This is a genomic window from Streptococcus bouchesdurhonensis (assembly GCF_948472335.1).
The window spans coordinates 205,468-227,927 of sequence record NZ_CAOKTW010000007.1; the positions used below are offsets into that span (position 1 = coordinate 205,468).

Consider the following 22,460-nt stretch of genomic DNA (forward strand, 5'->3'; position numbering starts at 1 on the left):
GCTTTCCTGCTAGGAGATTTTCTTATGAGAGGTACTTGTTAAGCTTTGAAAATCGGACTTATCATCTGATAATTATCAAATAATCTACCAATTAAGCTTCTTCGTCTTCTTTACGACGACGACCTGCAAGACCAAGACCAAGTAAGGCACTTGCGGCAGCTGCTACCATAGCTACAGTAGAATCTGCTGTACCTGTATTTGGCAACTCTTTAGCGACTGTACGCACGTTTGTTGCTGCTTGAGCTGGAACTACAGCTGGTGTTTGAGCAGCTTGGTCATTAGCTGGACTTGCATGATTAGTTGCTGGAGAAACTTTCGCCAGGAAGTCTTCGATACGTTTAACCGTTGCAGCCACATCTGCCTGAGTTGCATCTGCATTGGCAAATACTTTCTTAGCGTCTGCCAATAAGTCAGTCGCTTCTTTTGCAGTTTCTGCATCAAGCTTAGCTGATTCTTGGATGATTAGTCCATCTAACTGACGAATAGCGCCTGCTAACTTAGCTTTATCCACTTTTGCTTCAGTGTTAGTAGCTCCGTTATTTTGAGCTGAAGGAGCTTGTTTAAAGATAGCTTCAGCGGTAATTGCTAAAACTTTGCCATCTTTAGTTACAACAGTTGCATTTCCTGCCTTGTCAAAGAGAACATCTACTACATCAGCATTTGCTGCTTTAATCTTAGCTTTTGCAGCTTCTTTTTCTGAATCTGTTAAGTTAGTAAAGTCTGCTACTGTTTCTTTTTCAAAGTCAAGGTTGATGTTATCTCCGCTATTCTTAGCTGTTACATCACTTTCTGTTTTCACTAATTGGTCTTTTGCAATCGATACTGTATTTCCATCTAGTGTTACTGTAGCGTTACCTTTATCGTCTACTACTACAGTCGCTCCTGAATTGACGGCTTCAATTGCTTTCTTAACTGCTGCTTTTTCATCTTCCGTTAAGTTATCTTTGTTTCCAACTAATGTACGGAATGCTGGTGTTTTCACTTTAGCAGTCTTAGCTTCGTCAGCTAGGTTTCCAGCTGGGATTACTAGGTCTAAAGCCGGAATATTCAGAACTGTACCATCAGCTTTAGTTACTGTTGCATTACCTTTGTCGTCTACTACTACAGTTGAACCTGAGTTGACTGCTTTAACCTTCTCTTCGATAGCTTTCTTCTCTTCTGGAGTTAAGGCATCTGGATCTGCTACTACAGTTTTAGCTGCTGGTGTATTGACATCATTGCCTGCATTTTCTTTAGTAATATCATCTTGTGTTTTCACTAAATCAGTGGCTGGAATGACCGCTGTCTTACCTTCTGGTGTTGTAACTGTAGCATTACCCTTATCGTCTACTACTACAGTTGAGCCTGGGTTGACTGCTTTAACCTTCTCTTCGATAGCTTTCTTCTCAGCCTCTGTCAACTTGTCTAGGTTCGCTGCTACAGTTTTAGCTGCTGGTGTATTGACATCATTGCCTGCATTTGGTTTAGCCGCATCTGCTGCTGACTTCGTCAAGTCTGTTGCTGGAATAACGGCTGTCTTACCTTCTGGTGTTGTGACTGTGGCATTTCCTTTATCGTCCACTACTACAGTCGCTCCTGGGTTAACTGCTTTAACCTTTTCTTCAATAGCTTTCTTCTCTGCAACTGTCAACTTGTCTGAGTTCGCTACAACCGTCTTATCCGCCGGCTTAACGATGTCGTTGCCTGCGTTTGGTTTAGTTGCGTCTTCCGGTGATTTGAATAAATCTTTCCATGGAATTGTTGCCACAGTTCCATCATTTAAAGTAACAGTAGCGTTACCTTTATCATCAAATTTAACAGATTTAGCCTCAGGATTGAGTTTTCTTAATTTTTCTTCTACTTTGGCTTGTGCAGCTGAATCAGTCGGTTCACCAACCACTTTATCTGCTGGTTTAACAATTTCACCATTTCCTGCGTCAGATTTAGCTGTATCTTCCTTAGTTCTCACTAACTCAGTTGATGGAATCGTTGCAGTCTGACCTTCTGGTGTAGACACTGAAACAGTTCCGTCTGCATCGAGTAGCACAATAGAATTTGGATTTACAGACTTAACAGCAGCAATAATTTGAGCTTTTTCTGACTCTGTCAACATCGATTTATCCTTGATGATAACTTTATCAAGTGGTTTGTTAATATCGTTTCCACCTTTACCATTATCTAGATTCTCCAACGTTTTCACCAGATCAGTTGGATTAATGATTCCCTTATCACCATTTGCTGTAGTAACTTCAATATTTCCAGCGTCGTTATATTTAACCTCTTTGGCTGTTGGGTTCACTTTCTTCACTTCTTCTAAGATTTTAGCTTTTTCCTCAGCTTTTAGGTTGGCTGGATCATTAACTAGCACTTTATCAATTGGTCTGTTAATATCCCCAACTGCTCTAATTGCCGATTTATCTGCGTCTTGAATCTTATTAACATCTGCTTCTTTATTCGCAGCATCTACTAATTTCTTAGCTTCGGCTGCTATTTGATCTGCTTTATCTTTAAGATTCTCTTTCGCTTTAGGAGATAAGTCAGTACGCGCGTCAATCTCTTCTTTCTTCGCTTTTGTTTGCTCATCAATGGCTTTACGAGCATTTGGTTTATCTTCTACAACAGGTAAAACTTTCCCTATTTCAGCATTTGCATCATCTTGAAGTTTCTTAACCTCTGAATCTGTTGTAGCAATATCAATTGCTTGCTTAGCTTCTTTAGCTAAGGCTGTCGCTTTTTCAGCAGCTTCAGCTTTTTCTTCATCCGTAGCATCTGGTGTGTTTTCAATGGCTTTTAGTTGTTCAGCTAGCTTATCATCAATAGCTTTCTTGGCTGCAGCTTTAGTTGTTGTTTCTGGATTCACAGCTTTAATCGCTGCTACACCGTGTTCCTTAGCACTATCTACTGCTCCTTGAACCTTCCTTGATTCCTCTGGTGTTGTGGTTACATCTGGTTGAGCATCAATGGCCTGGTTCGCTTCGGCTGCTCGAGCTTGAGCTTCTGCTTTAACTTTCGCTTTTTCTTCAGCTGTTAGATCTTGGCGGGCATCAATTTCTGCTTCTTTCTTAGCTAATTCATCTGCCACTGCTTTCTTAGCAGCTGCTTTGGCTACTGGATTCACAGCACCAACTGCAGACTCACCTGCTTCTTTGGCTTTGGCTACTTCTGCATCACTTGTTGCGGCTGCTACTGCTGCCTTAGCCTTGTCTGCTTCTTCCTTAGCCTTGTCTTTAGCAGCTTTCTTCTCTGCATCTGTCAAGTCTGTACGCTCATCAATGGCCTTGTTCTTAGCAGCAAGAGCGTCATCAATGGCTTTGTCAGCTGCTGCTTTAGCAGTTGTTTCTGGATTCACAGCTTTAATCGCTGCTACACCTTGTGTCTTAGCGGCTTCTACTTTATCTTGAGCTGCTTTGGCTTCTTCTGGTGTTGCGGCTACATCTGGTTGAGCATCAATGGCCTTGTTCGCTTCGTCAGCAGCTGCTTGAGCTTCTGCCTTAGCTTTCGCTTTTTCTTCAGCTGTTAGATCTTGGCGATCATCGATTTCCTTATTCTTAGCAGCTAATTCATCTGCCACTGCTTTCTTAGCAGCTGCTTTGGCTACTGGATTCACAGCACCAACTGCAGACTCACCTGCTTCTTTGGCTTTGGCTACTTCTGCATCACTTGTTGCGGCTGCTACTGCTGCCTTAGCCTTGTCTGCTTCTTCCTTAGCCTTGTCTTTAGCAGCTTTCTTCTCTGCATCTGTCAAGTCTGTACGCTCATCAATGGCCTTGTTCTTAGCAGCAAGAGCGTCATCAATGGCTTTGTCAGCTGCTGCTTTAGCAGTTGTTTCTGGATTCACAGCTTTAATCGCTGCTACACCTTGTGTCTTAGCGGCTTCTACTTTATCTTGAGCTGCTTTGGCTTCTTCTGGTGTTGCGGCTACATCTGGTTGAGCATCAATGGCCTTGTTCGCTTCGTCAGCAGCTGCTTGAGCTTCTGCCTTAGCTTTCGCTTTTTCTTCAGCTGTTAGATCTTGGCGATCATCGATTTCCTTATTCTTAGCAGCTAATTCATCTGCCACTGCTTTCTTAGCAGCTGCTTTGGCTACTGGATTCACAGCACCAACTGCAGACTCACCTGCTTCTTTGGCTTTGGCTACTTCTGCATCACTTGTTGCGGCTGCTACTGCTGCCTTAGCCTTGTCTGCTTCTTCCTTAGCCTTGTCTTTAGCAGCTTTCTTCTCTGCATCTGTCAAGTCTGTACGCTCATCAATGGCCTTGTTCTTAGCAGCAAGAGCGTCATCAATGGCTTTGTCAGCTGCTGCTTTAGCAGTTGTTTCTGGATTCACAGCTTTAATCGCTGCTACACCTTGTGTCTTAGCGGCTTCTACTTTATCTTGAGCTGCTTTGGCTTCTTCTGGTGTTGCGGCTACATCTGGTTGAGCATCAATGGCCTTGTTCGCTTCGTCAGCAGCTGCTTGAGCTTCTGCCTTAGCTTTCGCTTTTTCTTCAGCTGTTAGATCTTGGCGATCATCGATTTCCTTATTCTTAGCAGCTAATTCATCTGCCACTGCTTTCTTAGCAGCTGCTTTGGCTACTGGATTCACAGCACCAACTGCAGACTCACCTGCTTCTTTGGCTTTGGCTACTTCTGCATCACTTGTTGCGGCTGCTACTGCTGCCTTAGCCTTGTCTGCTTCTTCCTTAGCCTTGTCTTTAGCAGCTTTCTTCTCTGCATCTGTCAAGTCTGTACGCTCATCAATGGCCTTGTTCTTAGCAGCAAGAGCGTCATCAATGGCTTTGTCAGCTGCTGCTTTAGCAGTTGTTTCTGGATTCACAGCTTTAATCGCTGCTACACCTTGTGTCTTAGCGGCTTCTACTTTATCTTGAGCTGCTTTGGCTTCTTCTGGTGTTGCGGCTACATCTGGTTGAGCATCAATGGCCTTGTTCGCTTCGTCAGCAGCTGCTTGAGCTTCTGCCTTAGCTTTCGCTTTTTCTTCAGCTGTTAGATCTTGGCGATCATCGATTTCCTTATTCTTAGCAGCTAATTCATCTGCCACTGCTTTCTTAGCAGCTGCTTTGGCTACTGGATTCACAGCACCAACTGCAGACTCACCTGCTTCTTTGGCTTTGGCTACTTCTGCATCACTTGTTGCGGCTGCTACTGCTGCCTTAGCCTTGTCTGCTTCTTCCTTAGCCTTGTCTTTAGCAGCTTTCTTCTCTGCATCTGTCAAGTCTGTACGCTCATCAATGGCCTTGTTCTTAGCAGCAAGAGCGTCATCAATGGCTTTGTCAGCTGCTGCTTTAGCAGTTGTTTCTGGATTCACAGCTTTAATCGCTGCTACACCTTGTGTCTTAGCGGCTTCTACTTTATCTTGAGCTGCTTTGGCTTCTTCTGGTGTTGCGGCTACATCTGGTTGAGCATCAATGGCCTTGTTCGCTTCGTCAGCAGCTGCTTGAGCTTCTGCCTTAGCTTTCGCTTTTTCTTCAGCTGTTAGATCTTGGCGATCATCGATTTCCTTATTCTTAGCAGCTAATTCATCTGCCACTGCTTTCTTAGCAGCTGCTTTGGCTACTGGATTCACAGCACCAACTGCAGACTCACCTGCTTCTTTGGCTTTGGCTACTTCTGCATCACTTGTTGCGGCTGCTACTGCTGCCTTAGCCTTGTCTGCTTCTTCCTTAGCCTTGTCTTTAGCAGCTTTCTTCTCTGCATCTGTCAAGTCTGTACGCTCATCAATGGCCTTGTTCTTAGCAGCAAGAGCGTCATCAATGGCTTTGTCAGCTGCTGCTTTAGCAGTTGTTTCTGGATTCACAGCTTTAATCGCTGCTACACCTTGTGTCTTAGCGGCTTCTACTTTATCTTGAGCTGCTTTGGCTTCTTCTGGTGTTGCGGCTACATCTGGTTGAGCATCAATGGCCTTGTTCGCTTCGTCAGCAGCTGCTTGAGCTTCTGCCTTAGCTTTCGCTTTTTCTTCAGCTGTTAGATCTTGGCGATCATCGATTTCCTTATTCTTAGCAGCTAATTCATCTGCCACTGCTTTCTTAGCAGCTGCTTTGGCTACTGGATTCACAGCACCAACTGCAGACTCACCTGCTTCTTTGGCTTTGGCTACTTCTGCATCACTTGTTGCGGCTGCTACTGCTGCCTTAGCCTTGTCTGCTTCTTCCTTAGCCTTGTCTTTAGCAGCTTTCTTCTCTGCATCTGTCAAGTCTGTACGCTCATCAATGGCCTTGTTCTTAGCAGCAAGAGCGTCATCAATGGCTTTGTCAGCTGCTGCTTTAGCAGTTGTTTCTGGATTCACAGCTTTAATCGCTGCTACACCTTGTGTCTTAGCGGCTTCTACTTTATCTTGAGCTGCTTTGGCTTCTTCTGGTGTTGCGGCTACATCTGGTTGAGCATCAATGGCCTTGTTCGCTTCGTCAGCAGCTGCTTGAGCTTCTGCCTTAGCTTTCGCTTTTTCTTCAGCTGTTAGATCTTGGCGATCATCGATTTCCTTATTCTTAGCAGCTAATTCATCTGCCACTGCTTTCTTAGCAGCTGCTTTGGCTACTGGAGTCACAGAAGTAACATCCGCTATACCTTTATCTTCTGCAGCGTTCACAGCTGTTTGAGCAGTTGTTGCTTCCTCTGGTGTATCAGTAAAGTCTGGTTGCTCATCAATTTTCGCTAATTGTTCATCTGCTAATTCCTTAGCTTTGTCTTTAGCTGCTTTTTTCTCTGCTGGAGATAAGTCTGTACGTTTGTCAATTTGGTCATTCTTATCTGCTAATGCATTTGTTACAGCTTCTTTTGCTAAATCTTTTCCTACTGGATTAACTTTTTTAAGCGCATCTCCAATTTTCGCTGCTGCAGTATCTACATCTGCATTTGTTGGTGCTGCATCGATTTGAGCTTTAACTTTATCAGCTTCTTCCTTAACTTTCTTAAGTGCATCAGCTTTTTCCTTGTCACTTAAGTTAGGGCTTTTGTTGATTTCGTCTTCTTTAGCTTTAACAGCCTCGTCAACTGCTCTCTTAGCATCTGGTTTTGCAGATACGACAGGATTGTCTGCTGCAATGGCGGTTGTCCCTGCAGTTTGAGCTTGATCCAAGGCAGCTTTTGTTGTTAGGCTAGGATCATTAATGGCTGCTAATGCTTTTTCTTTATCTGCATTTACCTTAGCGATAGCTGCATCTTTTTCTTCTTGAGTTGCTTCTGCATTACCATTGATAGCGTTAATCTGCTCCTCAGCTGCTGTATTAACCGCATCGATAGCAGGTTGTTTGTCCAGTTTTACAACACTTGTCAAAGGAACACTATCAGTAGATCCATCATTATAAGTAACGACAAGTTGGTCACCTTGTGTTGCTACAGATTTGATGTAATTTGATGCATTTTCTACTTCTGTATTATTTTTATCTGACAATCTTGCATCATCAGCTGTGCTATATTTAACCTTGATATTCTCTTTAATTTTAGTAAGATCAGCTTCAGATAGATTATCTGGATCAGAAACTACGATTTTATCAGCTTCGTTTGTTTGACTTACAATGTCGTATTTTTGAGTTTGTTCACGAACTACAAGTTTGAAAGCTCCTTCTTGCTCAAGATTACTATTCTGAAGTGGTGGAGAAAATACTGCTCTTTCTAAATCTTCAGCTACTAGGTATCTTGTCATTAATGTTCCTACATATTGTGGTTTGCCTGGAACATTTACTGTTCCTGTAATTCTCGTAATAGCTGGATTATCTTCTGTTGCATTAATACCATCAGTATCCGTCTGTGATGTCATAGTTAAACCATACTGATTTACAACTTGTCCTTGTGCAGCACCAGATGCCCCTACAACACCTTTCGCCTGTACTATACGAAGATCCTTAATTTTTCCACTATCGTCTGTAACACCAAACTCAAGATTTGTTTCTTCACCTTTATAAACATAGATTTCTTTCTGAGCTGAATTAGAGAACGGAATAATTCCTTTTGGTCTTACATTTAGAACTTTATTTTTTTCGATTGTATCTACAGAGCCGTCATTATATGTTACAGCAAGTTTTGTAGAATCTGTTGGAGACACTGCCACTGCTTTAATCAATTGAGACGGGTTGTTAACATCTGTTCCTGCTAAGTTTTGCAAGCGAGCATCCGTATTCGTTTTAGAGTACTCTAATTGCAATCTTGACTTAATTGTTCCTAACTCATCTTCTGTAATGTTATCAATATCATTAACAGTAATACGTTGAGAGCCTGTTAAATCTTTAACGTCATATTTTTGTTTTTGAGGTTTCAGCACAACATTAAAGGCATGGTCATTACGCTTTCCAGTGTCAGAGCCCGTAAAGTCCACATTGTTAGTATCACGTACCCGTACGTAACGCCAACCTAAATTAGTTCCTGTAGGATTTTCACCTCTAGTTGCATCCTCTAATCTAGTTTGCGTAAATTTCCCGTCTGGAGCTGGAGTACCTGAGTATCTAATAACTGCTGGATGTTCGTTTGTTGCATCTGTTTCAGATGTAAAAACATTTGCCTTATATCCATACTCCGTATTAATTTTATCAGGTTCATTTGGAACAGGTTGAAATGATTGATTCCCACCTTTCAGCAGCTTAGCTTCCTTAATCCTACCTGCATCATCTTTAATTTTAATCTCAAATGAGGTTTCTTCTGCACCATAGACATAGATTTCTCTTTCAGTAGTATTAGAATATGGAATCTCTACCACTGGAGGCTGATCAGTGGTAGCTGCAGGGGCCTCACTCCCAGCTGTTGCTCCTCCATTTTCTGCACCAGTAGACGGTGCTCCATCTCCTGGGTCAGCCTCCCCCCCTCCGTTAGGGCTAGCTGCCACAGCGGCTCCGCCTTGTGGGTCTGTGCCATTCTCATCAGCTGACACTGCTCCGTTCCCCAAAAACATAAATAGAGCCGCTACTGCCACACTGGCCGCACCAAAACTATATTTACGAATAGAATAACGCGTGACCTTCTCACGACGCAGGCGCTCAGAACGACTCATGGATACTTTCTTGTCCATTACTTAAATCTCCTTTAGGATTATATTTTTCTACATAAGAGAGGCTCCTCCTTCCTTATAGAAGGAGACTTCCTCTATACATAGATTTACTTTACTATGATACATAATTACCAAGATATATGCAACTTTTTTGTTTGCTAATATTTTGCTAAAAAAAAAAACATTTTTTCGATTTTCGTGAATTTTATTCGGTTTTTTTATCCATATTTTTCATTATTTTATGAATTTGTTAAGGATTTACAGATTCTTATGACATCTTATGCTCTGATTTTTTAGGATTCATTCAACCCTTAATTTCTATAAATATTATTTTTTCAAAATAACTCTATCTTTTTCACTAGCCTCGACAAAATAAGTAGAAAAAATGTAAGGGGGTGCGCCTTTTTCATTGGCATCATTTGAAGATGACAACATGCAAGGAGCCTAAAAAAGAGAAACAGCCAGTGATATCACTAGCTATTCTGATTGCTTGCCATAGAACAGAAGATAGCGGCTCCTTACCTCTCCTGACTACTTGACTAGTCTTGACCACTTACTATAGCTGCTCAGTTTTAAACAAGCAGGTTATCAGAAAGCCATGGCCTAGCCTACTGATTTTAAACAAGGAGCATTGGATGGCATCAAAAAAGAACACAGGCCTACCGAGGCAGCCAAAGTTTTTGATCTTGGTCTCAGAACTCTCTTCAGCTAGGAAAAGAAATGAGGTGAACAAGGACACTGAGAGTGGAAAGAGCGAGTCATCAAAAATCGAAAGCTTCCTTATAGAGGAGTCGAAAGCTTTTGTAGAGGCTCATATCGAGGCTGCTTTCAGGGAAATTGCGGCACAGCTTGATTGTGCTCTCCCTTCAGTAGGGGCAGCTTTAAAGCAGATTCAGGTCACTTGAAAAAGACGACTAGCTTTAAGGAACAAGATTCAAAGAAAGTCGCTGACTTCTCTAGTCTGGAGATTTTCCAATCTCCCTCCTTATGGGACGGTTCTATAGTAAAATGAAATAGAAATAGGACAAATCAATCAGGACAATCAAATCGATTTCTAACCATGTTTTAGAAGCAGAGGTGTACTATTCTAGTTTCAATCTATTATATTTTTTAGCAAAGGGCTTTGATATAACATAAAAATCGAAGTTCTGCTACTCCTATAAATGGAGTCATAGAAATTCGATTTTTTCTAATTATCCTAATCCTAGACGTTCAAAGATAGGCTCCACTCGTTTGGTATAGTAAAGATGGTTGAAAATCTCATCGATTTCCTCTTGTGTCAAACGTGATGTCACCTCTGGATCTGCTTCCAGAAGTAGTTTGAAGTCTACTTGCTTGTCCCAAGAGTAGGCTGTTTTTGGTTGTACCAAGTCATAGGCTTGCTCACGGGTCATGCCTTTTACCAATCAAGGTCAACATGGCACGTTGGCTAAAGATCAGACCAAAAGTCGCGTTCATGTTGCGGATCATGTTTTCTGGTAAGACCGTCAAGTTCTTGACGATATTTCCAAAACGGTTGAGCATGTGGTCAATCAAGATGGTCGTATCAGGTGTGATGATACGCTCAGCTGATGAGTGGGAAATGTCGTGTTCATGCCAGAGAGCCACATTCTCATAGGCTGTAATCATGTGACCACGCTCTAAACCCTGTTCAATCCCCTCTGCACGACCGCGTTCCAACCCTTTTTCCTCAGCTTGTTCCAAGGCATAGTCCTGCGCTAGCAAGGCTTGTTCTTCGCGTCTGCGTTGTTCACTAAACATCTCCCTGTCCTCCTCGGACCAGCTCTTGTAGTCTAGCAGTTGGTCTGCTTGGCTGATGGCTCGCTCGGGTTCCTGAGTAAAGGGCTTATTACCAAAAAACTCCAACCACGGCTTGCGAACCTCGTCTTTGCTGGTTTCTCTGTATTTTTTTTAGGTCTTATTTGTAATGTTTTTTCAATAGCGACTCAAACTCAGCGACAGTCATACCCAGCTGATGGCTGGCAACCTCGGAAGTCAGAAGTCCTTGGCGAACCATATCCAAAAAGGCAAAAAGTTTTCCACGTTCAAGTCCTTGTTCTAAACCTTTTTCGATGCCCTGTTCAATCCCCTCAGCTCGACCACGTTCAAGTCCACGCTCTAAACCTTTTTCGATGCCTTGTTCAATCCCCTCAGCTCGACCACGTTCAAGTCCACGCTCTAAACCTTTTTCGATGCCTTGTTCAATCCCCTCAGCTCGACCACGTTCAAGACCTTCTGCACGACCTCTCTCCAACCCTTTTTCTTCAGCTTGTTCCAAGGCATAGTCCTGCGCTAGCAAGGCTTGTTCTTCGCGTCTGCGTTGTTCACTAAACATCTCCCTGTCCTCCTCGGACCAGCTCTTGTAGTCCAGCAGTTGATCTGCTTGGCTGATGGCTCGCTCGGGTTCCTGAGTAAAGGGCTTATTACCAAAAAACTCCAACCACGGCTTGCGAACCTCGTCTTTGCTGGTTTCTCTGTATTTTTTTAGTTCCAAGAACGCCATCTTAACCAGATGGTTTTCTTGTCCATTATTGGTGATGGTTAAAACTTCACCTGTCGTGTCCTCGCGCATACTAAAACTATGAAAAGCCAGGTCATCTAAGAAATAATTGCTGTCCACAATTGCGATAGCGTATACTGGTGCAATGTGTTTGTAGCTCTGGTGAGTATTTCCTTCTTGCTGGCGGATTTTTTCTAGGTTTTGATTGACCTGACTACACAAATAAGCCCACAGGCGATTGATGAAAAAATTCTGATGATGGACTTGAATCTCAATGATTACTTGAGTGCCATTATCTAGTTCAGCTAAAACATCTATACTGGTATAGAAATCCTGTGCCGAGTACGGCAGGGAAGGCAAGACGTGAATATTGCTTCCCTCCAAAATGGTCACATTTTTGGCTGGCAAGTCCAGCATATCGCGAATAAACTGACAAGTGATTTCTGGGTTGCTGAAAATTTTCTTAGCAACCAAGTCATTAGTTGGGCTAATGCCCGGATGTCTTAAAATCATCCATTTCCTCCTTTTATTATACCATAGTTTTAAATCTAGGTTTACTAGATTTACTGCTACTATCTATTTATTCGGAAAAGAAATGAATTGTAAAGATATTTTATCTCGTTTCAACTAGAATATGAGCTTGATCAACCAACTGTCCATTAACAGTCAGATTTAGATAGAAATCTAAGGTCTTATCAGCAACAAAATACAGGGTTGGTATGCACAAATCTTTTTTGCTTTCTCCAGTTTGGAATTGAAGGACTTGAATCTCGTCCTGATAGGCGACACCATGGACACCTGTCCCCGGTTGAATCGAAATCTTAGCTTCCAAAGGAGTACTACTTTCGCTACGTTCAATCCTAAAATGAAGAGTCTCTCCCTTTGCCACAGCTAGGCTTTTTTCTGCAAATGCTAATCCCTGAACAACTTCTTTTTTTGATAAGCTAGGAGTTTTATAGAGGGAAATCTTGGTCAGTACAGGTAAATCCTGTGACTCTGTAATCATCACGCGCACCTTCTGTGCCTCTACTATCGGCCCTCGCAAGAGGCGCTTATGACCAACTGTGAAGCCCCTGGCAAACTCCTGCCAGACACCATCCACCTCTACTTGCACATGAAAAGCAGCGATTCGTTGCCCTAGCTTCAAATCTTCTCTTAACTCAAGCACATCGAAAGTTTTAGGCGCCCCTAAGTCTAATTCTAGTTGGATGGGCAAGTCTACATCGCTTGCCCAAGAACTAGTCTCAAGGCCATCTGTCAGATGATGACAAGCAAAGTCTGCGGAAAGAGCTGGACCAGATACCTTGGCTCCCAAAGCCAAATCTTCTTTATAGAGCTCATTGCGATAGGCCGCAAATTCATAGAGGCGTTCAATATCCTTTCCATCAAATAGACCATCTTGATTCGGCGGAATATTGAGCAAGAGAGGCATGCCCCTCCCTACCGAGTGAAAATAAATCTCGACCAACTCCTCAAGAGACTTAGGATCCTGATCTTCATGGTAAAACCAACCCGGCCGGATGGAAACATCTGCCTCACCGATTGAAAAAATCGTACCCGAGGGATCCCCATGTTGAAGATAGTCCAACTCTGCTTCTGTCCCTAGTTTATCAGGATTCACCTTTTGCCACAGGGGATCACCAGCATATCCTCGTTCATTGCCAATCCAGCGGATACTGGTGCCTTCTGTTGAAAAAATTAAGCAATCTCCCTGCAGGTCACGAATGGTTTCAAACCATTTTTCAAATTCATAATTGATCTTTTGAGCACCCTCTCCTCTGGCACCATCCATCCAGACCTCAGCAAATTTCCCTCCATTTCCATAAGCAGGATTTGATAAAATCTCCTTCAGCTGAGCCAGATAATAGGCATTATAGTCCGCTTCTCGGTTCACATGATAGAGCGGGCTGTGGGCATCCCAGGGTGACAGGTAGACCCCCATATCCATATCAAATTCTGTAGCAGCTTGAGATACTTCAAGGAGCAAGTCCCCCTCTCCATCCCTCCAAGGACTGGCCTTAACCGAATAATCTGTGTGAGCCGTCGGATAGAGGACAAAGCCATCGTGGTGCTTGACCACCAAAATCAACTTCTTAAAGCCCGTTTCCTTGAGCACGCGAATCCACTCACGCGCATCTAACTGTGTCGGGTTAAAGTGTTCAGGATCCTCCTGACCTGTCCCCCATTCCTGGTCATAAAAGGTATTAGGCCCAAAATGGATAAAGGCTGCTAGTTCATCCTCTAAATACGCTAACTGGGCCTGACTAGGCAAGGGGCCATGCGGTTTTATTGCTCTTACCATACTACTTCCTATCTACATTTTTCTTTACTTTTTTGGCATACACTTGCAATTCTGTTAAGGCTAGGGGGCTTGCCAAGTTTTCAAATCGAAGACGAAGGGCATAGGTTTCCACCTTGTCAAATTCAAAACGAAGCTCCTCATCCTTGTCACTTGACACTTTTCGGATAGCTGATACAGGGCGCCAATTCTCCTCTTGTTTGAGCAGAGAATCCTTGTCCAAATGATTTGGAGTCCGAGGCAAGCTAGGCTCATTCCCTACATAATAATCGATATGGGTAGGATCCACCGCCACGTAGTCTTGATTTTCGACATAATACAAGGTCACATTATCCACAAATCGCGGTTTTAAAATCCCTGCATCTCCAAAAAGAATGCCGACATTGGCTTGCTCTGACTTGGCAATCCAAGTATTGGCTGTCGATTTCTTCCGAGAAATGACCTTGTCATTGAGGTAAGAGACTGGGTGATTAGGCTCTGAGTGGGAAGCAAATACCAGAGGCAGGTTGGATCCTGTCCACTGATTGGAAATGACTTCCCCATCTACACTGGCATCTGTCACATGAATGGTGACTGTTGCTGGCAACTCACAGCCCGCTACTTGTCCTGTAAGAATACATTCTCCTACCTGAGCATAGACTTGAGGATCGAGTTCATCCCAAGTCACCTTGGCCGTATCTCGTCTGCCATCTGATAAGACTAGCTTAACTCGGTCTGGTAGGTGTGGGGCTTCCTTGACAAGCGTCCAAATCCTTTCAGTCTCAATAGCGCAAATCCCTTGGACACAAATCTGAGCAGAAGCCTTTAAATCCAGCCCTTCCAGCTGACCAGATACCATAAACTCATGAAAGCTTGCCATATCTTCTTCGGAGATTGCCTCCCAAACAACCTTGACTCGTTTTGCACCGCCAAACTCATAGTCCACCAAGACCGAAGACGGAAGCTGTGGATAAGTCCCCCTATCTGTATACAAGCGAAGTGGTCTTACAGAAACTGGCTTCCCTAGTGAGCTATTTTCTGCCACCTGCAGATGTATTTGATAGGTCTTTCCTTGATAAATAGCACTGATAGCCAAGTCCCCTGCAGACAAGCAATGAAGCACTCCCTGCTTGATAATGGCGTGGGCACTACCACTCGTCTCCCAAATCACTTCACTATTCCCCACCTTGTTCACAGGGTTATCCACAGTTTGTGGATAAAGTCCAATGGCTGGGGAATCCCCTTCTTGTAATCCTGACTGCTTGTCCACTCGAATCTCAAATAAGCGCTGATTTTTCACTAGCTGGCAATCAAAAGTCTCTCCCACTAAAAGATCAAAACTTGCTGGCTCTAGCCCTCTAGCACTGGCTTTTACTCTCACTCGACCTGCCTGCTCCAAGCTCTGAACCAAAAGTACACCTCTGCCATGAAAGGCTTTCCTCTGAAACCGAGCATTTTTCTGGGCTTGGTAACGTTCACGACTGGCCTGCCTACCATTATCCACACCTACAATACGAGCAGGGCCTTCAATTTTAAAATGAAGCTGATTGGAAGCAGTCGGCACCCAATTTCCAGCTTGGTCCAATACATCAAAATAAAGATAGAGGAGATCTTGCCCATCTGGCTCCAGTTGTGTTTTCTCGGCATGTAAGCCGATTTGGGCTGGCTTACCTGCAGTCACCACCTTATCTTCTGCCACAAGCTGACCTTGACAGTCATAGGCCACAGCACGCAATTCTCCCGGTTGATAAGCCAAAGGCCATTCGAGATAGAGTTGGTCAGAACCTTCTCCCTCTTGGTATTTTCTGCCATCTGAAGTCCATTTCTCCTGAAAGGTCTTCCTACCTTGAGATTTTCCATTGAGAAATAGCTCTACTGAACCAGCATTTGAATACACTCGAACAAGGATATCCCCATACTTATCCACAACTTGTTGATAACTCTTGTGGATTTCCCAATTCCAGTGAGGTAGGATATGAACCATGGGATACTGATCTAGGTCCAACCACTGACTTTGATAGAAATAATAGTCATTTTTAGGAATCCCTGCCGTATCCACAAGCCCAAAATAGGAACTCTTTACAGGCATGTCATTTTGATTGTGCCAAGGAGTGGGCTCACCAATATAGTCCACTCCTGTCCAAATAAACTGACCCGCATAGTCTAGCCGATTTCTATCTGCTATCCAAGAAGCCGTCGCTGTCTTCCCCCAAGGAACTCGATCATTTCCATAGTCTGACTGTTCAAAATTCCGCACGCGGCGATTATCCCCAACCCATTCCTTAGCTGGGCGAAAATAGCTATCACGCGTTCGGGTAGCCGATGAGGTTTCAGACCCATAAAGTTGCCACTTAGGATGTCTTTTGCGAATCCCGTCAATATTATCTTCCGAGTAATTTAAGCCCACCACATCCAGCAAATTGGCTATCTTTTCATGACCTCCAGAACCATCGCCAAAGCGGAATTGATCCATTCCCATGGTCACAAAACGACTCTCATCCACTTCCTTGACCCTTTCTAGCAAGCGTTTGATCGTCTTCAATGAATGAGCATCGCCATTTGCTTCGCTGACTTCATTTCCCAAGGACCACATAAAAATAGCTGGATTGTTCTTGCCACGCTCAATCATGATGCGCAAATCGTAATCTGACCAGAAATCGCCTGCTTTCGCATCTGGGTGAGTCGCTTCTTCCTCAAAAAAGCGACCATAATCATATTCTTTCTTGCCTCCATACCAGGTATCAAAGGCTTCTTCTTGGATAAGTAAGCCCATTTTGGCAGACAGATCCAGCAAAATACTACTAGCTGGATTATGGGTAATTCGGATAGCATTGACCCCCATTTCCTTCATCTGGCGCAAGCGTCTCTCAGCAGCTGACTTGTTTTCCACAGCTCCCAATGCTCCGTAGTCATGGTGCAAACAAACCCCATGAATCTTCAACCAGCGACCATTTAGAAAGAAACCCTTATCCGCTTGCCAATCCATATAGCGGTAACCAAAAGTCTCCTCTTCTTCATCAACCAAAATGCCATTTTTGTAGAGGCGAGTCTTCAATTGGTAAAGGTGAGGATGATCAATATCCCAAAGCAAGGGTTGAAAAATTGATATGGCTTGTTGGAAATGATGTTTGCCTCCAGACTCAATCACTAGAGAGTCTGTCGCCTGCCAGTCTGAAACCTGTTGTCCATCATACCAGATACTCTGCTCCAAATATACCGACACGGACTGAGGCCCATTATTTGAAACCTTGCTTTCAAGCTGGGTTTCCACCCACCCAGCTCTTTGTTCCTTTAGCTTAGGACTTGCTATCGTAATCCCATACAAATCCAGATGCACCGAATCTGTCATCAATAATTTTACTTCTCGATAAATACCGCTACCAGAGTACCAACGACTGCTAGGTTGCTTATTTTCCACAAAAACCGCAAGCTGGTTGGCCGTCCCATCATTTCTTAGATAAGGGGTGATATCATAAGAAAAGGGTGTGTAGCCATTGGGATAATAGCCCAACACTTGTCCGTTAATATAGACTTGGGCATTCATGTAAACCCCGTCAAAGAGCAAACGCACCGAAACAAGACTGGCATCTTCTTCCAAGTAAAACTGTGTCCGATACCAAGCCTGACCCCCGTTTAACTGGCCACCCTCATTTTGCGCTGGCGAGTACTGGTTAAAATCATTGTAAATACTCCAGTCATGCGGCACTTGAATAGCCTGCCAATTTCCCCTCTGAAAATCCTGCGCCGAGGCCTCTTCCTTCCCCACCTCTTGGCTAAAAAACCAGTGATTTCGTAAAACTTCCTCTCTTCTCATACAAACATTCCTCTTTAAACGAATCGATATACTTGACTATAGCACAAAACAAAAGCGCTTTCAAGACTTCCTCCATCACTCCCTAAATACTCAGAAAAGATTCTATAATTTGTGGAAAAGTCTGAAAATCACTCCATATTCAAGCAAACTGTCATTTTTAAGAAATAAGGTCAAACCTTACAAGAGCGCAAAAAACACCTCTCCGAATGTTCATTCCAGAGAGATGTCCCTTTTGTCTTAACTATTGTAAATCGACTGTCTAAAGTCATCTGAATCTTTGAGATAAGCTTTATAAATCGCTTTTTTCAGTTTTTGAACTGGAGTTTCGATAAACTCAAACTTTTGAGCCGTGGTATTGCCTGCTTTTATTTGAGCAAGTTCCTCTTTAACAGCTTTATTCATAAGCTCTTGTAATTTTTCTTTACTATCAATTACTTCTTCTTTTCCGTTGTAATTTATAGTAATTGGTGTTAACTTACCTAATTTCTCAACACGCTCATTTATTTGCTCTTTTTTGAACTCAGCATATGTTTTTCCTAGAATTTTATCAAAAATATATTTATCTGATAACGGTACTCCCTCTGCTTCAGCTTCTTCTTTAAACTGATTTGATACATAAGGAACAAATCCTTCATAGTAGCCCAAAGCAGCCATCAATTCAAAGGCTTGTTTTCTAAAGGTGATGTCCCCACTCATACCAGAGTCATTTTGACTAACACCATAAATGGTATCAAACATATCAACGGTATAGTAACCATTTGGTGCAATTTTATCTTTATCCTTAAAACCAGCAATGATATAACGATTGACCAGGATATGATTGTCAATCAAACTATCAATATCTGTCAATTTTTTGGCATCTTCTAAGGTCAGAGCTTGAATCTCCTCACTCTTATGAGTTGCTGGAATTACTGTATTACGATAATCTATCCATCTTCTAAATGGTGAACTAATCGGAACTATTTTCTTGAAATATTTAGTTTTTTCTTCATCAGTTAGATTTTTCGTTGCCTCAGCTTCTAGATAATCTAGAGTATAAAGGACATCAAAACTTCCCTTCATGTAAGATTGCAAATCTTCTGCCGTTTTAAATCGATCAGGTGTCTTATTGTAAAATCCATCCTTATCACTCTCATCATATACAAAGTTGAGATTGAAATAAGTATCCTTTTCTGGATTATAGGAGTTTTCAAAAATACCACGCGCATAAAACTCTGCGGCTGTACCATCTCGACGACCGTGATTATTAAACAAGACCGTTCTATCTAGTAAGTGCGTCATTTCATGAGAATAAGTCGCTGAACCTCTATCATCCAGAACTCTATCTATAAAGTAACGGACACCTAATCCATTAGCCTCAGCTCCCACCTTACTTACTGGAGAATAGTAATTCATAGGAGTCATAAACTGGTCGACCCCCTTATCAGCTCCACTACCAGTAGCTGGTGACCAAGTGCTATCAATCTGGGCATTCGGATTACTTGTATATTTCTTCATCGTATCAATAATCAAGCGATTTGTCAGCAACTTATCACGATTTTCTGGTTTTGTTATACGATAAAGAGTATCGACATAGTTGGCTTGTTGTACAGCCGCCTTTTCAATTAAAGACTTGACTCTAGCAAGCTCAGCCTGGTACTTAGTTGGATTAGACTGGGCGAGAGAAGTATCTATATAGGAACCAATATTACCGTAAGTAATCGTCGCCATATTACTAATCACATAAACATTTGGTTCTTTCACATTCAAAAGTCCCAAAATAGCAGCCATATTAGCCTCTTGTTTACGAGGATCCTTTTCCCCAGCTGTCAACTTGCTATACAGCCCGACATGCGCTGAAGGATTTTCCTTAGATGGTTTTTCAACAATCATAGCTTGGCTAGATTTTTTAAGCCAGGTATCCGCATCATCTGACGTAAAGAGTTGGCGATTGCTGTCTAAAAATTCCTTCAAGCTAGCCTTACCTGTAATGGTAGATAAATACTTTGTAAATGTTTGAGGACTATTGGTCAATTTCATCTCTTCATAAGACATGGATCCTAATTTTTTCAAACTATCCAAGGCTGTCATTGTCTTATTACCAAATGAGCTTGGATTAAAGGCCAGAATATCACGAATATTCGTGTCCCCAAATTGAATATTATAAAAACGATTGATATAAGACAGTCCCAACAAAATCTGCTCTTTGTATTGCTCCAGCTCTTGTTTGACCTTGCTGCGATTTTCAGGGGTATCTCCTATAATTCCTAATGTATGCGAGGCAATCTTTTTGAAACTTGACTCAGCTTGCCTCTTCGTCTGATCAAAGCTTTCTTGGATTGACAGTTTTTGAAGATACTCTATGCGCAACATATCTTTGACCTCTTGGTCAGTGATATTTGGGTGTGTTTTTCTGAGCGCAATTCTCCTTGTTATAATATCTCGAGGATCATAGGTAGGCTCTAACTGTGCTTTTAGTTTACTGTCATGTAAGAAGTCTACTGACCTCGCGCTTGTGGTCAGAGCAGACACATCCACAGCATCTTCTCTCTCACTATTTGTTGGAAGGATGTGTGGTTTATCCTCCTGACTACCAACTAAAACAACTCTCGGTTTCATTGGTTTTGTTATTTGACTCACTTCTCGAGGATTAACCAATTCACCAGTTTGTTCATTGATAGCGTAGGTTCTGGTCAGTGTATTCTCACCAACTTCTCCTTCAGAGGCTACCTTTTCCATCTTTTTAGCAAGAGAAGAATCCTCTCTTCGTTCCTCAGTAACAGCAATCGGTTGTATTACTTTTTCCACATTACCAACTTGAATCACTTTATCGACTGCTGGATTTACTTGTCTAGTGGTGTCAGATACCGTCACCTGACCTGTTGCCTGGTCTAGTTGATAAGTCGTCCTAGTTTCCACCGAACCATCACGCCCTGCAACCGCTACTTCCTCTTTTCTGAACTCCAAAGCAGGATTCACCTGGTAGATCATTTTATGAGATAGGACAGTGGTTTCAACACTCGGTTTAGTTCCAACTTCTACAACTTGATCAACTTTGTTGGCTACTATTTTGACAGTTTTACTCTCAGAAATATTGCCACTTGCTTGATCTTTGGTATAGGTAGTAGTAACTTGTTCTTGTCCCTCAACACCCGAAATTTTTACTCTTGTAACGCCGTGGTCTAGCGCTTCATTCTTTTCATAAATGGTTTCATAAGGAACAGCTTTGGTCTCTACTTTGGTCTGAGGAATTTGAGTGTCTTCTTTAGTACCAACCAAGATTACTTTTTGTCGCATAGCTTTAGTTATTTCAGTTTTCTCAATTGGATTTGTTAACTCTCCTGTCTCCGGATTAACTTCATAAGTTTTAGTGACGGTTGTTTCCCCTTGCTCACCTGCATCTTCAACCTCTTCTTTTCCTTTTGGAAGTTCAGGGTTATCTTTTCTCAACTCGGTGATTTCTATAGGTGACACGATCTTTTCTACATTTCCAACTTTTACTATTTTGTCTTTAGCTGGAGTGTTTTCTGTTGTAGTTTCTTCTGAGATAGCTCCTGTTTCTTGATTTACTGTGTATGTTGTAGTTGATACTGTACGCCCTTTTTCACCTGGTGTTTCTACTTTTTCCTTATAACTTAGCGTCTCATCTGCTACATATCGTGTTTCAAACGGAGTATCCTTTATTTCAACCTTAGACTTAGTTCCTACTGCCGTTATTTTCGCTTGCATTGGCTTAGCGACTTTTGTCGTTACATCTGGCTCAGTCAAGTCTCCTGTTTGTTCATTTACTTTGTAAACTTTTATTGTTGTCGTTTCTTCGTCCTGACCTTGATTTCTGACTTCTTTGACACCTTTATCAAGTGACTCATCCGCAACAAACTGTTCACCTCTTTTGGTTGTTGAGGTTGTTTCTTCTACATTTCCAACCTTAACAACTCTATCTACTGGATGTTTTTCTATCTTTGTTGAAGTGTTTTCTACTATTTTCCTAGTACTTTCATCAAAACTGTAAGAAGTAGTTGTCACTTCCTTACCATTTTCGCCTGCTACTTCTACTCGTTGCTCTTTGTAATTTAAAGCTGGCGATGCTGTATAGATTGTTTTATAGTCCAGTACTTTTTCTTTCATTACTGGACTTGGGACAGTTGGTTGCTCTTGGGGAGCTGAGGGTTCAGGCTGAACAGCTGGAGCTGGTTCGTTTCCTTGACTTGGGTTGACCTCTGGAGATTGATCTTCTTCGCGTCCTGATTCCATGGCTGGGGTTGCTGGTTCAGAATCTTTGGTCTCAGCAGTTGCTTTAGATGGATGATTAGACTCAGTACCTTGTGGGGCAAGAGTTTGATTCTCCTCGCCCCCTGATTCCATGGCTGGGCTTTCTGGCTCAGAATCTTTGGTCTCAGCAGCTACTTTAGATGGTGGCTGGGACTCAGTACCTTGTGGGGCAAGAGTTTGATTCTCCTCGCCCCCTGATTCCATGGCTGGGCTTTCTGGCTCAGAATCTTTGGTCTCAGCAGCTACTTTAGATGGTGGCTGGGACTCAGTACCTTGTGGGGCAGACTCACCAACATCTTTTACCCCCTCAACTGAATTCTCCAGCTGTTTCTCCTCACCCTTTTGTTCCGCAAGAGATTGATCTTCTTCGCGTCCTGATTCCACGGCTGGGGTTGCTGGTTCAGAATCTTTGGTCTCAGCAGTTTCTTTAGATGGTAGCTTAGACTCAGTACCTTGTTGGACATGAGTTTGATTCTCCTCGCCCCCTGATTCCATGGCTGGGCTTTCTGGCTCAGAATCTTTGGTCTCAGCAGCTACTTTAGATGGTGGCTGGGACTCAGTACCTTGTGGGGCAGACTCACCAACATCTTTTACCCCCTCAACTGAATTCTCCAGCTGTTTCTCCTCACCCTTTTGTTCCGCAAGAGATTGATCTTCTTCGCGT

At 42.7% G+C, this 22,460-nt stretch carries 6 protein-coding genes and 1 pseudogene; 1 reads left to right on the forward strand and 6 read right to left on the reverse strand.

Features of this window, described 5'->3' with window-relative positions; genetic code table 11:
- Positions 1–91: 91 nt before the first annotated feature.
- Positions 92–8,974 (reverse strand): DUF1542 domain-containing protein, encoded by an 8,883-nt coding sequence (locus tag QMQ21_RS12760; protein WP_261814569.1) that lies wholly within the window; start codon positions 8,972–8,974, stop codon positions 92–94.
- 614 nt (positions 8,975–9,588) lie between these two features.
- On the opposite strand from QMQ21_RS12760, the gene QMQ21_RS12765 reads away from it, so the two are divergent.
- Positions 9,589–9,858 (forward strand): hypothetical protein, encoded by a 270-nt coding sequence (locus tag QMQ21_RS12765; RefSeq protein ID WP_220041834.1) that lies wholly within the window; start codon positions 9,589–9,591, stop codon positions 9,856–9,858.
- A gap of 288 nt (positions 9,859–10,146) precedes the next feature.
- On the opposite strand, the pseudogene QMQ21_RS19590 reads toward QMQ21_RS12765, so the two are convergent.
- The 5 genes and pseudogenes from QMQ21_RS19590 to QMQ21_RS12790 all read right to left on the reverse strand — a co-directional run.
- Positions 10,147–10,591, reverse strand: a pseudogene (locus QMQ21_RS19590) (adenylosuccinate lyase); the annotation flags it as partial.
- A gap of 280 nt (positions 10,592–10,871) precedes the next feature.
- Positions 10,872–11,966 (reverse strand): Rpn family recombination-promoting nuclease/putative transposase, encoded by a 1,095-nt coding sequence (locus QMQ21_RS12775; RefSeq protein ID WP_023937421.1) that lies wholly within the window; start codon positions 11,964–11,966, stop codon positions 10,872–10,874.
- Positions 11,967–12,066: 100 nt separating this feature from the next.
- Complete coding sequence (locus QMQ21_RS12780; RefSeq protein WP_023937422.1) at positions 12,067–13,755, reverse strand: alpha-L-fucosidase; 1,689 nt, start codon at positions 13,753–13,755, stop codon at positions 12,067–12,069.
- 1 nt (position 13,756) lies between these two features.
- On the reverse strand, positions 13,757–17,545 hold the full coding sequence (locus QMQ21_RS12785; protein ID WP_050585063.1) for a glycoside hydrolase family 2 TIM barrel-domain containing protein: 3,789 nt from the start codon (positions 17,543–17,545) through the stop codon (positions 13,757–13,759).
- 237 nt (positions 17,546–17,782) lie between these two features.
- Positions 17,783–22,460 (reverse strand): ZmpA/ZmpB/ZmpC family metallo-endopeptidase (locus QMQ21_RS12790; RefSeq protein ID WP_284525421.1); only part of this gene is annotated, 4,678 nt, incomplete at its 5' end.